Here is a 14794-nt window from a genome sequence, read left to right on the forward strand (position 1 = left end):
TAAAACTTGAATCTAAAAAGCCCGGTCGCGAGACCGGGCTTTTTTTGTTCTGATCGAAGTTTATCAGTTGTTAGCGTCAATGCCAACTTTGAGAAGCTGGATGATCTTTGTCGGATCAAGCGAAACGGTTGCAACGATGGACGCGAAGCTGACCGGCTGATCAGGTGAAGCTGTAAGCGTCAGCGACTTTGGATCATCGAAATATTTGTCGGTGGCGGCTTTAAGCTGCTGGACAAATTCCGGGTTCTTAAGCTGCGTTGCCATCAATGGAACCATCATTTTCAACTGTTGACCAAGTGCCTTGCCGTCAGAACCCTGCTGCTTGCCATAATAGTCGAGCAGCTTCTGCGTCAGTGTATCGTTGTCAAAACGGATCGTGAGGTTCTTGAGGCTCAACTGTTCGGCCAAGCCCAGAATGGCAAGACCGGCAGCATCCTTGTCTGCGTCAGCCTTGGTCATGTTCTGCTGGGTTTCCCGCACGGCTTCAAGGAAAGCGAGATCATAGCCGCCGATTGCGCCATGAATATCGATCTTGCCAAGCTCTTTGGCGTTGATCTCAAGTTGGTCCAGCGTTGCATCACCCGACTTTGGCAGCCATGTGCCTTTTGAAGAAACTGAGCCGTTGAACGTGTCCATGTCGAGCGGAGCGAGTGGGTTTTTGCCGCCCTTTTCAAACTTCGCATCGATATTTGCAATGGTCATCGCGTAGTCGATCTTCTCAGAGCGATCTGCCGAGTTCAGCGTCACTTCAAAATCTTCAACCGTTGCGCCATCTTTGCCCGGTGTACCGAACGCCATCTCACCGATTTTCATTTTGTCATAGAAAACCATGGCGTCGAGTGCGCCTGTGGCTTTCTCGGATGGAATTGAGACATTATCCATCGAGATGTCTTTGATCACGGCGTTGTTGTTCTTGTCTGCATTGTCAGCGGGCAGGGTTAGATCAGGAACCACCACCTTTTCAATGCTGTAACCGCCACCCTGCGCGTCTTGGACATTCTCAAGCACAACGTCGCCAACAGGCAGTTCGTTTTTGGAAACGGTCGCAAGCTTAATCTTGGTGCCTTCCAGGATGACGTCGGAGCCGTCGGCCTTGACGTTGGCAAAGCTTAATTCTCCACCCTGTTTGGCGTAGAGCGCCTTGATACGCTCGGCAACTGCATTGGCGTCTGCCGCCATCGCCATGCTGCCAAAAGCCAGAGAGATTGCTGTGCTTGCGGCGAGAAGGCGGACTGCTTGCGTCGTGTGGGCGAAAACCTGCATTTAAGGCTCCTGAGTATTTACTGATTTAAAACAGCCTACATAAGTCATTGTGAAGGAAAAGCCAGTCTGATGCGGCTGTCTTATGATGGTTATGCATAAAACATCTTTTCTTGCCTAAAGATGGATTATTCGGGGCATAATTGCGACGAATGTACTGGATTGGTTCTCATCTCTACTTGCTGACGAATCGCGCAATTGGTACTGAGAACTATGGGTAAAAGTCTGATTCCGCCGGGCGACGGCGAAGAACACATCGAACGGGTCGATCTCAAGTCTGCACTTGAAGAGCGTTACCTCGCTTATGCGCTGTCCACGATCATGCATCGTGCGCTGCCGGATGTGCGCGACGGTCTCAAGCCGGTGCATCGGCGCATCATGCATGCGATGCGTCTGTTGCGTCTTAATCCTGATCAGGCCTATGCAAAATGCGCGCGTATCGTCGGTGACGTGATGGGTAAGTTCCACCCACACGGCGATGCTTCTATCTATGACGCGCTGGTGCGTTTGGCGCAGGATTTTGCGGTGCGCTATCCGCTCGTGGATGGGCAGGGCAATTTTGGCAATATCGACGGCGATAATGCGGCGGCGATGCGTTACACTGAAGCGCGTATGACCGAAGTGGCAACGCTGCTTCTTGAGGGCATTACCGAAAACGCTATCGACTTCCGCCCGACCTACAACGAGGAAGACGAAGAACCCATCGTTCTTCCGGGTGCATTCCCGAACCTGCTGGCTAATGGTTCGGCGGGTATCGCAGTTGGCATGGCCACCAATATTCCGCCGCATAATGTGGCGGAGCTTTGTTCGGCAGCACTTTACCTGATCAATCATCCTGATGCGCCGGTTGAGGAACTGATTACCTCGCCTGCACAATGGGAAGAGCTGAAAAAGGAAGCGGAAACCGATCCGGCAGCTCTTCTGAAATGCAAGGTGCGCGGCCCTGATTTCCCAACGGGCGGTATTCTCGTTGAAGAACACGCCAGTATCGTCGAATCGTACCGCACGGGGCGCGGTTCTTTTCGCGCGCGTGCGCGCTGGGAGAAGGAAGAGGGCAATCGCGGAACTTGGGTGATTGTCGTCACCGAAATTCCCTATCAGGTGCAGAAGTCACGCCTGATCGAAAAGATTGCCGAATTGCTTCTGGCCAAGAAGCTGCCACTGCTCGACGATATTCGCGATGAGTCTGCTGAAGATATTCGCATTGTGCTTGAGCCGAAGAACCGCACGGTCAATCCTGAACTGCTGATGGAATCGCTTTTCAAGCTGACCGAGCTTGAGAACCGCGTTTCGCTCAACATGAACGTGCTCTCGCATGGCAAAGTACCGAATGTTCTTTCGCTTGGCGGCGTGCTTAAAGAATGGCTGGAACACCGCAAGGAAGTGCTGGTTCGCCGTTCCGAATATCGCTTGGCGGAAATTGAGAAGCGACTGGAAATCCTTGGCGGTTTCCTGAAAGCCTATCTCAATCTTGATGAAGTCATCCGCATCATTCGTGAAGAGGATGAGCCGAAGCAGGAGCTGATGCGGTTCTTCGATCTGACGGATAATCAGGCCGAAGCTATTCTCAACATGCGCCTGCGTTCGTTGCGCAAGCTTGAAGAATTTGAAATCCGCAAAGAATTCAATGGTCTGACTGCTGAAAAAACTGATCTCGAAGGTTTGCTTGCCTCCGGCACGCGCCAGTGGAAGAAGATCAGCACGGAAATCAAAGCCGTCCGCGAAAAGTTTGGTCCAATGACCAAGCTTGGCAAGCGTCGCAGCACATTTGCCGATGCGCCAACCCACGATCTTGAAGATATTCATCAGGCGATGATCGAGCGTGAGCCGGTAACGATTGTGGTATCCGAAAAAGGCTGGCTGCGTGCGATGAAGGGCCATATGGCCGATTTCTCTACGCTTGCTTTCAAGGAAGGTGACAAGCTTAAGCTTGCTTTCCATGCCGAGACAACAGACAAGATTTTGCTGTTCACCACGGGCGGCAAGTTCTTCACCATTGGCGCTAATACCCTTCCGGGTGGCCGCGGCCATGGCGAACCGATCCGTATTCTTGTCGATATGGAAAACGATCAGGATATTCTGACAGCCTTTGTCCACAACCCGTCTGCGAAGCTACTATTGGTGTCGCATGAGGGCAATGGCTTCATCGTGCCTGAGAACGAAGCAGTCGCCAATACCCGCAAGGGCAAGCAGATGATGAACGTGAAGGCGCCGGATGAAGCCAAGCTTTGCCAGCGCATTTCGGGCGATCACATTGCGGTGGTCGGCGAAAACCGCAAGATGATTGTCTTCCCGCTTTCCGACATTCCGGAAATGACGCGTGGCAAGGGCGTGCGACTGCAAAAATACAAGGATGGCGGCGTGTCCGATGTCCGTACCTTCGCAATCAGCGAAGGCTTGTCGTGGCAGGATTCCGCTGATCGCACCTTCAATCGAAACAAGGAAGAGCTTGTTGAGTGGATTGCGGCTCGCGCTTCTGCTGGGCGGACTGTACCGAAGGGGTTCCCGCGTTCGGGAAAATTCTAAAACAAAGGCGGCTTTGATGCCGCCTTTTTTGTTATCCCTCAAAACGTTGCCAGCCGCGAGGGCCAAGATGCTCCTGCGGCTTGAAGCGGATTTTATACTGCATCTTGCGAGAGCCTTCGACCCAATAGCCAAGATAGACATGCGGCAGGCCAGCGGCACGTGCGCGCTGGATATGATCAAGGATCATGTAGGTGCCAAGCGAGCGGTCGTGCATATGCGGCGAATAAAACGAATAGACCATGGATAGTCCGTCCGCCATTACGTCGGTAAGGGCGACTGCGATCAGTTCCCCATCGCCCTTGGCGCTGATAAAGCTGTCCGGTCCACGTCGGTGATATTCGATAATCTGTGTGTTGACGTGTGTATCTTCAACCATCATCGCGTAATCAAGAACGGTCATATCGGACATGCCGCCCGAATGATGCCGTGCATCTAGATAATCGCGGAACAATGAGTATTGTTCAGTGCTTGGTTGCGCCTTGTGCGGACGGCCAATCAGATCGCGATTGCGATCCCACACCCGGCGCATGCTGCGGTTCATTTCGAACTCGCCCGTAAGAATGCGTACCGATACACAGGCGCGGCAAAGCTCGCATGCTGGGCGATAGGCAATGTTCTGCGACCTACGGAAACCGCCTTGCGTCAGCAGGTCATTGATCTCGCTGGCCTTATCGCCCACAAGATGCGTAAAGACTTTTCGCTCCAGATGTCCCTCAAGGTAAGGGCAGGGCGAAGGCGCCGTCAGGAAGAACTGCGGAGACTGTTGCGGTTGATGGGTCATTCAATATCCACGAAACGGCAATACCAGACCATCTCCATTAGTTTGTCTTGCGTATGTCTTGGTTCCCAGGTTTGGGAGGCGTGCGTTAAAGATTGAACCGGCTGCGCAAAACGTCAATACACATTTTGTGCAGCCGGTCCTGAATTTTTTTGATGTTAAAGCGAATAGCGCTTTCAAGCCTGTCGAGATTCCGATTTTGCCTCCATTTTGTGGAGATGTTTCCGGCTTATCGATCCGAACGAATGACCGCCGTTCCAAGCAAGAGATCATGCACCGCGCGCTTGCGGTCGATAACCAGCGTTGCCAGCAGGATCAGCGGCGTCAGCACTACATTCAGACCCCAGAACAGAACCGTGTGAACGACTGCGAGCATCCCATCAACCGTGCCACCTTCGAGGCGCACCAGCTTGATATTCATCATCTGCATGCCTTTGGTGGCCTGCTGTGGTCCGCCCAGCGTGCGCGACACATAAAGGAGCGCGACAATCGGGAACATGAACGCATAGAGCGCCCAACCGAGCGAAAGCGTGATGATGCCAAGAATGAAGATCACGATCGCAGCCGGAATGCACAATAAAAAGACAATCAGATAGTCGATCAGAAAAGCCATGATACGGCGCGTGCGAACGCCTTCAAAAAATGCGCGGCTGTCGTAACGCGGCGTCATGATTTCACCGTGCAGAATATTATCGGACATGGAACCTTCCATTCGAACAAAAAGGAGCGTCCGGGAAATAGTGGCCGTTCGCTGTCCTACATTATGCAGAACAGCTATCAAGATGGTGAATTAAAAAGACTATTTCAAGGAAATAGCGCTTGGGAAATCTCAGCTTTGGCTTTTCAGCTTTTCTGCCACATCAAGAGCGAAATAGGTGAGAATGCCGTCACAGCCAGCACGTTTGAAAGCGAGCAGGCTTTCCATCATGACTTTTTCTTCGTCGATCCAGCCATTCATACCGGCGGCTTTAATCATCGAATATTCGCCCGAAACCTGATAGGCATAGGTCGGTAATCGGAACGCGCTTTTGAGACGATGGATGATGTCGAGATAAGGCATGCCAGGCTTCACCATGAGCATGTCGGCACCTTCGGCCACATCCTGTTCGGCTTCGCGCACCGCTTCATCCGGGTTTGCGGGATCAATATAATAGGTCTTCTTGTCGCCTTTGAGCAGCCCGGCAGTACCGATTGCATCGCGATAAGGACCATAAAAAGCCGAGGCAAACTTAGTTGCATAAGACATGATCGGCACATGATTGAAGCCATGTGCATCAAGCGCCTGACGAATAGCGCCGATGCGGCCATCCATCATGTCGGAAGGTGCGATAACGTCTGCACCCGCTTCGGCCTGCGCGAGTGCGCCGCGAACCACCATGGCAACCGACTCATCATTGATGATCTCGCCATTGCGCAAAATGCCGTCATGACCGTGCGTTGTGAACGGATCAAGTGCCGCATCTGTGATAATGCCGATCTCCGGAACTTCTTTTTTGATGGCGCGCACGGCACGATTGATCAGATTGTCGGGGCTTGCAACGAAAGAACCATCTTCGGTTTTCACATCGGCCTTTTCTCGCGGGAAGGGCGCTATGGCCGGAATACCGAGCTTTGCCGCTTTTTCTGCCATGCGCACAGCCATATCGACGGAATAGCGCTCTACGCCAGGCATTGCATCAACGGGTTCGGTGATTCCCGTTCCGTAAGTCAGAAAGAATGGCAGGATAAGATCGTTCACCGTTAAATGGGTTTCCTGCACCAGGCGGCGTGACCAGTCGGCCTTGCGCATTCGGCGCAGGCGTCGTCCTCCGGTTACGTCATCGACGTGGCTTGAAATATTGGCAGGTGAGATATTTTGCAGATGATCGGTCATGGAAACCTTCCCGAGAGAAGAAGCTTGGGAATCTATCGGTTCGGAAGCTTGTTATAAGATATGGACGGTTTATCACGGGAAAAGTGACGAAACCAAGCACAATGGTCTGTGCAGGATTGACGCGGGGCCTTTCACTTTCTACGCCTTTAAAGCATTTCCAGCAAAAGTGCGGAGCGGTTTTGCGTATGATAATGCGCAAGGATGAATGATTAGAGCGGTTCCAACGACGAAGTCTCAACTGAAACTGCTCTAACTAAACGGGAGAGACAAGATGCTGATCGATTTCGGTGGTGGCAGTGAAATCAGCTTTGAACGCAAGGGTAAAGCGGGTCTCGTCAGGCTTACCCGTACATCCGCGCTAAACGCTCTAACACATAAAATGATTCTTGCGTTCGACCGTGCTTTGCAGGCATGGGAATCTGACGACGATGTCGCTGTCGTTATTGTCGAAGGTGAAGGTCGTGCTTTTTGTGCTGGTGGTGATGTTGTGGCAGCTTACAAAGCCGGGCAGGAGGGAACACCTGCATTCGAGTTTTTTCAAGACGAGTATCGTCTCAATGCACGCATCGGACGGTTCCCAAAACCATATATCTCTTTGTTGAACGGCATTGTGATGGGCGGTGGCGCAGGTATCTCTATTCATGGCTCGCACCGGATCGTGACCGAAAAAACGCTTTTTGCGATGCCTGAAACCGGCATAGGCTTCTTCCCGGATGTTGGCGGAAGCGCGTTCCTGCCGCATTTGCATGATAATTTCGGATATTATCTGGCCTTGACGGGAAACCGCATTCGCTGGGGCGACTGCTTGCAAAGCGGCATTGCGACCCACGCAGTCACGGCCGATGATGTTGATGATCTGCGCGATGATCTCATTGCGAATGCTGATCTTGATGCAGCGCTTGCCCGTGCGCAATATCCAGATTTCGAAACGCCCGTCGAAATGCGGCAGGTGATCGCGCAGAGCTTTTCGCATGCAACGCTTGCAGAATGTATTGCTGATCTGGAAAAGGCGGCAGAAGCAGGCAGCAAGTCCGCAAGCGATATTCTGAACGTCATTGGCACGCGTTCGCCCACAAGCGTAGTTGTCACCTTCCGTCAAATCTCTGATGGTCGTACGCTCGACCTCGATGACTGCATGCGCATGGAATATCGCATTGCATCGCGTATGTTGGCCGGGCACGATTTTTATGAAGGTGTGCGTGCTGTGTTGATCGATAAGGATGGCGCACCCGTCTGGAAGCCTTCTTCGCTCGACGATGTAAAGCCGGAAATGGTAAATGCCTATTTTGCAAATCTTGGCGAGAGGGAACTGAGCTTTTGATGCGTCAGGATGAGTTGCACCAGCACATACAACCCAGCGGCACCGAATGGTCCTTCGTGTGGTTTATGAGGTTGATCGCACTGGCTGCTCTTGCAAGCGGCGTTTATTATTGGATCAGACTTATAGGTATCCAGCCCGGGCTGTTGTGGCGTTTCGATCTGATGCCGTGGCAATGGCAGACGGCAACAGTAGCACTTGCACTGCTTATGCCGGTTGCAGCAACCGGTCTTTGGATGCGTGCGCCTTGGGGTCCGGTTTTGTGGTTTGTCGCAGCGCTGGGCGAAATCATCATATATTCGGTCTTTGCCCGCGATTTTGAATATCGTCCCTTGACGGTCGGCTTTAACGCTGTCTGCATCGTCATTTACATTGTGTTCCGCGTGTTGCTTTTTCTGGAGAAAAGACAACAGTCACGCATCGGACTTACCAGCTGAAAGAGCTGTCTGGTAACACAACATTAAGCCTGAAACTGCATTTCCCTTGGTAAGCTGTTGTTAAGGCTGACTTTTAATTCGAATTTTATGCATCTCGCCTAAAGTCCTCTCATTAACGGTGATGAAACCATCGTCAAAACAGGAAAGAGAGCGGCCTCACGTAAGGTTGCTCCGACAGAGAGGCAAAAGAAATGAACAATGCACAGCATAGAATGGATGCATCTGCTCCGCTTTTGAATCCCGAAGCAGCTTTGCGCACTCTTTATCTGGAAGCCCTGCAACTGGTTGAACGCCTGCATCGCCGTCTGCTTGATGTGATCAAAGACGAATTTGATCGCAATGGCCGCAGCGACATCAATGCAACGCAGGCGCTGCTCCTGTTCAACATCGGTAATTCGGAATTGACCGCTGGCGAGCTGCGTTCGCGCGGCTATTATCTTGGTTCGAACGTCTCCTACAATCTGAAAAAACTGGTCGAAACGGGCTTTATCCATCATGAACGTTCAAGCACGGATCGTCGTTCGGTTCGCGTAAGTCTGACCGACAAAGGCAACGAGATCGCCGATCAGGTGCAGTCGCTCTATCAGCGCCACATTGCGTCCATAGAACAGGTCGGTGGCATTCAGGTTGAAGAGTTCACAGCCATGAACCGTTCGCTCCAGCGTCTTGATCGCTTCTGGAACGACAGCATCGCCTATCGGCTATAATTGTTGCAGAAGGGTCACAATCGGTAAGGTTCGTGTATCTATCTTTATAATAGCGAGCTATTTAAGCGGTGCCTGTCTTGAATTCCGGGCTTTGCGACATGATTAAGCCATAAAAACCGCCTTTAGCGGATAGATACAGCGCATAATCTCGATTTGTTTTCGGATACACCGTGTCCGGATAGAACTGATTAGCCTTTTGGGACAAAGATCATGACCAAAACCGACAAGAATACCGATGCTTTGAATGCAAGCCGCCGCAGCTTTTTGCGTGGTGCCGCAACTGTCGGTCTGACTGCGGCTGCCTCAGTCATGGTTCCCGCGGCTTTTGCCCAACAACAGGCTTTGAATGATATTCTTGCTGCCCCGCGCCGTGGCAACTGGGATGACCAGTTTGATGCGCGTGCGACGGGTGGTCAGAAAGTGGCGACCAATCAGCCAGTTTTGAGCCAGCAAACGGCCGGTAATCTCCAGTCGGCAATTGCCCAATATGGCGATATTGCAGGTCGGGGTGGTTGGCCACAGGTTCCGGGTAACGCAAAGCTACGGCTTGGTGTCAGCGATCCTTCCGTGCAGGCTTTGCGTCAGCGTCTTATTGTTTCCGGTGATCTCCCACGCGAAGCGGGCGTTTCTACAGCGTACGACACTTATGTCGATGCAGCGGTGAAGCGCTTCCAGGCACGTCACGGTCTTCCTGCGGATGGTGTGATGGGTCAGTTCACCTATGCTGCCATGAATGTGGACGCCAATACGCGTCTGGGTCAGTTGCAGACCAATCTTCAGCGGTTGTCTGGTTTAACACCGGCAACGCAGTCCGAACAGCGTTTCGTGATGGTCAATATCCCAGCGGCCCGTATTGAGGCAGTGGAAGGCGGCAGCGTCGCGCAACGCCATACGGCTGTTGTGGGCAAGATCGACCGTCAGACACCCATCCTGAATTCCAAGATTCACGAAGTCATTCTCAATCCTTACTGGACAGCGCCAAAGTCGATCATCCAGAAGGATATTATTCCGCTGATGCGCAAGAACCCGCAATATCTGGCGAATAACAAGATCCGCCTTTACAATGCGCAGGGTCAGGAAGTTGCACCTGAAACCATCGACTGGAACACTGATGACGCTGTGAAGCTGATGTTCCGTCAGGATCCGGGCAAGATCAACGCGATGTCATCGACCAAGATCAACTTCCACAATACGCATGCCGTTTACATGCATGATACGCCGCAGAAGAGCTACTTCAACAAACTTATGCGCTTCGATTCGTCGGGTTGCGTGCGCGTGCAGAATGTGCGCGATCTTGATGTGTGGCTGTTGAAAAGCACTGCAGGCTGGGATCGTCAGAATATCGAAGGCACGATTGCTTCTGGTGTGAATACGCCTATTCAGGTCGTTGATCCTGTGCCGCTGCATTTCGTTTACATCACTGCTTGGTCAACCGGCGATGGTGTTGTGCAGTTCCGCGACGACATTTACGAGATGGATGGTTCGAGCGCACTGGCACTTGGCACTGATACTTGATCTGAAATTATCTTCAAAAAAGCCGCCCAAATGTGTTTCGGGCGGCTTTTTTGTTTCTGGCAGTGCCTTTGGCACCATCATGCCGCATTTTGGAATATGCTTTTCGCTTCACGGCCATTGGCCTTGCCAATCGAAGTGTGATACTGCGCCTCATCTCATACACTATGACTGCCTTACCCGGAGGGTGTGAAACATGTCTCAAGCCAATACCGCTTTTTTCAACGCAACTCTTGAAGAGATCGATGCTGATATTTTTGGTGCGATCCGCAACGAACTTGGTCGTCAGCGTCACGAAATTGAGCTGATCGCTTCTGAAAATATCGTGTCACGTGCAGTTCTTGAAGCGCAGGGTTCCATCCTCACCAACAAATATGCCGAAGGCTATCCAGGCAAGCGCTATTATGGCGGCTGCCAGTATGTTGACGTTGTTGAAGAACTGGCTATCGAACGCGCCAAGAAGCTTTTTGGTGCAGAATTTGCAAACGTTCAGCCAAATTCCGGTAGCCAGATGAATCAGGCCGTATTCCTGGCGCTTTTGCAGCCGGGCGATACGTTCATGGGTCTCGACCTGAATTCCGGTGGTCACCTCACGCATGGTTCGCCAGTCAACATGTCGGGCAAGTGGTTCAACGTTGTTTCCTACGGCGTCCGCGAAGACGATCATCTTCTTGATATGGAAGAAATCGCGCGCCTCGCACGTGAAAACAAGCCGAAGCTCATTCTTGCTGGCGGCACTGCTTATTCGCGTATCTGGGATTGGAAGCGCTTCCGTGAAATCGCTGACGAAGTTGGCGCATACCTGATGGTCGATATGGCGCATATCGCGGGTCTGGTTGCCGGTGGCGTCCACCCATCGCCAGTTCCGCATGCGCATGTCTGCACCACGACGACTCACAAGTCGCTTCGCGGCCCACGCGGCGGTATGATCCTCACCAATGATCCTGATTTGGCGAAGAAGTTCAATTCGGCAGTCTTCCCCGGCCTCCAGGGTGGACCGCTGATGCATGTGATTGCTGGAAAGGCCGTGGCTTTCGCAGAAGCTCTGAAGCCAGAATTCAAGATCTACGCGCAGAACGTTGTTGATAATGCGCGTGCGCTTTCGGATGAGTTGAAGTCGCAGGGCCTCGACATCGTTTCTGGCGGCACTGACAACCATCTGATGCTGGTTGACCTGCGTCCGAAGAATGCGACAGGCAAGCGTGCAGAAGCAGCTCTTGGTCGTGCGAATGTCACCTGTAACAAGAATGGCATTCCTTTCGACCCTGAAAAGCCATTCGTAACCTCTGGTGTTCGTCTTGGCACGCCTGCGGGCACGACACGTGGTTTTGGCAAGGCAGAATTTAAGGAAATCGGCTCACTGATCGCAGAAGTGCTAGATGGTCTGAAGGTTGCCAACTCTGACGAAGGCAATGCTTCCGTTGAAGCAGCGGTTAAGGCAAAGGTCGTTACACTGACCGATCGCTTCCCGATGTACGGCTATCAGGGCTGATAGTGCTCACATTTTGATGAAGCCCCGCTCAACCCTGTTGAGCGGGGCTTTTTCGTATCTGTCTCAATTAGGCAGCTTTCGCTTGATGGGGTATCATTCAATGGAATCATCTATTCAATTGAAAGAGTGCCATGCGTTGTCCCTATTGCCAGTCTGAAGATACGCAGGTGAAGGATTCCCGCCCGGCGGAAGACGGAGCGGTTATTCGCAGACGCCGTGTCTGTTCAGTCTGTGGTGGACGATTTACGACATTCGAGCGTGTGCAGCTGCGTGATCTGATGGTCATCAAGAAAAGCGGTCGCCGTGTGCCCTTTGATCGTGAAAAGCTCGCTCGTTCCATTGATGTAGCGGTCCGCAAACGTGAGATCGACGAAGATCGCATCGAACGCGCGATTTCTGGCATCGTGCGCCAGCTCGAAAGCTCAGGCGAAGCAGAAGTGACGTCGGACGAAATTGGGCGTCTCGCCATGGATGCGCTCAAGGGTGTCGATGATATTGCCTATATCCGCTTTGCGTCTGTTTATCGTAATTTCAGCAAGGCCGTTGATTTTCACAATGTCATTGATGAGTTGACGGTGACCGAGACTGAACGCGACCCGGACGCATAAAATGAGCCAAGTGGAATTCTCGCATGCAAATGCGACGGCCGATGATCTGCGCTTCATGGAAGCAGCCATTCGTCTTGCACGGCGCAACAAGGGCTTAACGGGAACAAACCCGTCGGTCGGAACACTTATCGTCAAAGATGGTGTTATCGTTGGACGTGGCGTGACGGCAATCGGTGGGCGTCCTCATGCAGAGCCGCAGGCACTGGCCGATGCGGGTGAGGCGGCGCGGGGCGCTACAGCCTATGTCACGCTAGAACCCTGCGCCCATCATGGTCGCACGCCGCCTTGTGCGGAAGCGCTGGTGCGCGCCGGTGTGAAGCGTGTTTTTGTTGCAGCCACCGATCCCGATGATCGGGTGAGCGGAAAAGGCTTCGCGATCCTGCATGAAGCAGGCATTGAAGTTATTCCCGGCGTCCTTTCTGAAAAGGCTGCGGACGACCTCGCTGGCTATCTGAATCGATCTTCGAAAAAGCGTCCCGAAGTGATTCTAAAACTTGCGCTTTCTGCCGATGGCTTCATCGGAAAAAAGGGCAATGGACAGATCGCAATTACCGGTCCCATTTCGCGTGCGCAGTCGCATATTCTGCGTTCGCAGACCGATGTGATCCTCATCGGAGCTGATACAGCAATCGCCGATGATCCCATTCTCAATTGTCGACTGCCGGGGCTGGAACAACGTTCTCCAATCCGCCTTGTCCTCGACAGTGCATTGCGATTGGACCTGTCATCGAAGTTAGTGGATACCGCAGAAGTGCAGCCGCTCTGGCTTGCCTGTGGTGAAGATGCGTCGCTTGAACGTCGTTATGAAATGCAGGCCGCTGGCTGCCGCATTGTTGCGACGGAAAGCCATAACGGGCGAATTGCCTTGCCTGAACTGATGGATGACCTTGCTGCACAGGGTATTTCTTCGGTTCTGGTCGAAGGCGGAGCAAGTGTTGCGAGCAGCTTTCTGGAAGAAAAGCTTGTCGATCGGATCGTACTTTTCCGATCGCCTGTTGAAATCGGTGCGAGCTCCGGGGTTGCTGTCGTCAATCTGAAATCCCATATCGCTAATGAATTCGTAGTTTTGCGCAAGGCGCAATTTGGCGACGATGCTTATACGGAATATGTAAGGAAGACTTGATGTTTACAGGTATTGTCACCGACATTGGCAAAGTTGATCGTATCAAGCCGCTCAATGAAGGTGTGCTGCTGCGGATCGAAACAGCTTACGATCCTGAAACAATTGAACTTGGTGCGTCAATTGCCTGTTCCGGCGTTTGCCTGACCGTCGTGGCACTGCCGGAAAAAGGCACTAATGCCCGCTGGTTTGAAGTCGAAGCTTGGGAAGAAGCGCTGCGCTTAACCACAATTGCGAATTGGGAAAACGGTACACGAATCAATCTTGAACGTTCGCTTAAGCTTGGCGACGAGATGGGTGGCCATTTGGTGTCCGGCCATATCGACGGACAGGCGGAAATCGTTGCTCGCAAGGAAGAAGGTGATGCCATTCGCTTTACGCTGCGTTCACCGGAAGAACTTGCACCTTTCATCGCGCAGAAAGGTTCTGTTGCGCTGAATGGAACTTCGCTGACGGTCAATGGCGTGAATGGCAATGAATTCGACGTTCTGCTCATTCGTCATTCGCTGGAAGTGACAACTTGGGGCGACCGAAAGGCTGGCGATAAGGTCAATATCGAGATTGATCAACTCGCACGCTACGCAGCAAGGCTTGCGCAATATCAGAAATAAGCTTAGAGCCTACAGACCCTAAGCTATTTTCCGAATTTAGCGTTGACCGCAGGCTTTGCGGTCCGCAATTTCTGTCATGGAGTTTCTCATGTCCCAGCACGAGGCGCATGCGCCGCACCTGCTCATTGTCGAAGCACGTTTTTATGAAGAACTGTCTGATGCGCTTCTTGATGGCGCAAAGGCTGCTCTTGATACTGCTGGCGCAACCTATGATGTCGTGACAGTTCCCGGCGCGCTAGAAGTGCCAGCGACCATCTCTTTTGCGCTCGATGGTGCGGAAAATGGCGGCACAGACTATGATGGCTTTGTCGCACTCGGTACGGTCATTCGCGGGGAAACCTACCATTTTGATATTGTTGCCAATGAATCCTGTCGCGCTTTAACCGAGCTTTCAGTTGAGGAAAGCATTGCAATCGGCAATGGTATTCTCACGGTTGAAAACGACGAACAGGCTTGGGTGCGTGCGCGTCGTGAAGACAAGGATAAGGGCGGCTTTGCAGCCCGCGCGGCCCTGACTATGATTGACCTGCGTAAGAAATTCGGAGCCTGATA

At 52.4% G+C, this 14794-nt stretch carries 14 protein-coding genes; 10 read left to right on the forward strand and 4 right to left on the reverse strand.

Annotation, left to right across the window (positions count from 1 at the left end):
• Nucleotides 1–63: 63 nt before the first annotated feature.
• Nucleotides 64–1263, reverse strand: a complete 1200-nt coding sequence (locus tag CEV31_RS09965; protein ID WP_094506915.1) for a hypothetical protein — start codon at nucleotides 1261–1263, stop codon at nucleotides 64–66.
• A 210-nt stretch (nucleotides 1264–1473) separates the two neighbouring features.
• Here CEV31_RS09965 and parC point away from each other — a divergent pair, with 210 nt between their 5' ends.
• Entirely contained in the window at nucleotides 1474–3786 is a 2313-nt protein-coding gene (gene parC / locus CEV31_RS09970; RefSeq protein WP_094506916.1) for a DNA topoisomerase IV subunit A, read from the forward strand.
• 31 nt (nucleotides 3787–3817) lie between these two features.
• On the opposite strand, the gene CEV31_RS09975 is transcribed toward parC, so the two are convergent.
• From CEV31_RS09975 to hemB, 3 genes are all read right to left on the reverse strand, one after another.
• Nucleotides 3818–4567, reverse strand: coding sequence for an arginyltransferase (locus CEV31_RS09975; RefSeq protein ID WP_094506917.1), 750 nt, complete (start codon nucleotides 4565–4567; stop codon nucleotides 3818–3820).
• Between the two features lie 226 nt (nucleotides 4568–4793).
• Nucleotides 4794–5264, reverse strand: coding sequence for an RDD family protein (locus tag CEV31_RS09980; protein WP_094507305.1), 471 nt, complete (start codon nucleotides 5262–5264; stop codon nucleotides 4794–4796).
• Nucleotides 5265–5393: 129 nt separating this feature from the next.
• A complete protein-coding gene (hemB, locus tag CEV31_RS09985; RefSeq protein ID WP_094506918.1) occupies nucleotides 5394–6437 on the reverse strand; it encodes a porphobilinogen synthase in 1044 nt (347 codons plus the stop codon).
• Nucleotides 6438–6708: 271 nt separating this feature from the next.
• Between hemB and CEV31_RS09995 the strand changes: the two genes are divergently transcribed.
• The 9 genes from CEV31_RS09995 to CEV31_RS10035 all read left to right on the forward strand — a co-directional run bounded on the left by CEV31_RS09995 (nucleotide 6709) and on the right by CEV31_RS10035 (nucleotide 14792).
• A complete protein-coding gene (locus tag CEV31_RS09995) occupies nucleotides 6709–7758 on the forward strand; it encodes an enoyl-CoA hydratase/isomerase family protein (protein WP_094506920.1) in 1050 nt (349 codons plus the stop codon).
• Nucleotides 7758–8192 (forward strand): DUF6163 family protein, encoded by a 435-nt coding sequence (locus CEV31_RS10000; protein WP_094506921.1) that lies wholly within the window; start codon nucleotides 7758–7760, stop codon nucleotides 8190–8192. The genes CEV31_RS09995 and CEV31_RS10000 overlap by 1 nt, the downstream gene beginning before the upstream one ends.
• 191 nt (nucleotides 8193–8383) lie before the next feature.
• Nucleotides 8384–8899 carry a transcriptional regulator LdtR gene (gene ldtR, locus CEV31_RS10005; protein WP_094506922.1) on the forward strand — a complete coding sequence of 172 codons (516 nt, stop codon included), beginning with the start codon at nucleotides 8384–8386 and terminating at the stop codon, nucleotides 8897–8899.
• A 210-nt stretch (nucleotides 8900–9109) separates the two neighbouring features.
• The gene (locus tag CEV31_RS10010) at nucleotides 9110–10414 is read left to right on the forward strand and encodes a L,D-transpeptidase family protein (protein WP_094506923.1); all 1305 of its coding nucleotides are present in this window, start codon (nucleotides 9110–9112) and stop codon (nucleotides 10412–10414) included.
• Between the two features lie 193 nt (nucleotides 10415–10607).
• Entirely contained in the window at nucleotides 10608–11903 is a 1296-nt protein-coding gene (gene glyA, locus CEV31_RS10015; protein ID WP_094506924.1) for a serine hydroxymethyltransferase, read from the forward strand.
• Between the two features lie 131 nt (nucleotides 11904–12034).
• On the forward strand, nucleotides 12035–12511 hold the full coding sequence (gene nrdR / locus CEV31_RS10020) for a transcriptional regulator NrdR (RefSeq protein WP_094506925.1): 477 nt from the start codon (nucleotides 12035–12037) through the stop codon (nucleotides 12509–12511).
• Between the two features lies 1 nt (nucleotide 12512).
• Entirely contained in the window at nucleotides 12513–13634 is a 1122-nt protein-coding gene (ribD, locus tag CEV31_RS10025) for a bifunctional diaminohydroxyphosphoribosylaminopyrimidine deaminase/5-amino-6-(5-phosphoribosylamino)uracil reductase RibD (RefSeq protein ID WP_094506926.1), read from the forward strand.
• Nucleotides 13634–14242, forward strand: coding sequence for a riboflavin synthase (locus CEV31_RS10030; RefSeq protein ID WP_094506927.1), 609 nt, complete (start codon nucleotides 13634–13636; stop codon nucleotides 14240–14242). Before ribD ends, CEV31_RS10030 begins: the two co-directional genes overlap by 1 nt.
• 88 nt (nucleotides 14243–14330) lie before the next feature.
• Nucleotides 14331–14792 carry a 6,7-dimethyl-8-ribityllumazine synthase gene (locus CEV31_RS10035; RefSeq protein WP_094507306.1) on the forward strand — a complete coding sequence of 154 codons (462 nt, stop codon included), beginning with the start codon at nucleotides 14331–14333 and terminating at the stop codon, nucleotides 14790–14792.
• Nucleotides 14793–14794 lie beyond the last annotated feature (2 nt).

The sequence above is a fragment of the Brucella thiophenivorans genome (assembly GCF_002252445.1).
Classification (GTDB): Bacteria; Pseudomonadota; Alphaproteobacteria; order Rhizobiales; family Rhizobiaceae; genus Brucella; species Brucella thiophenivorans.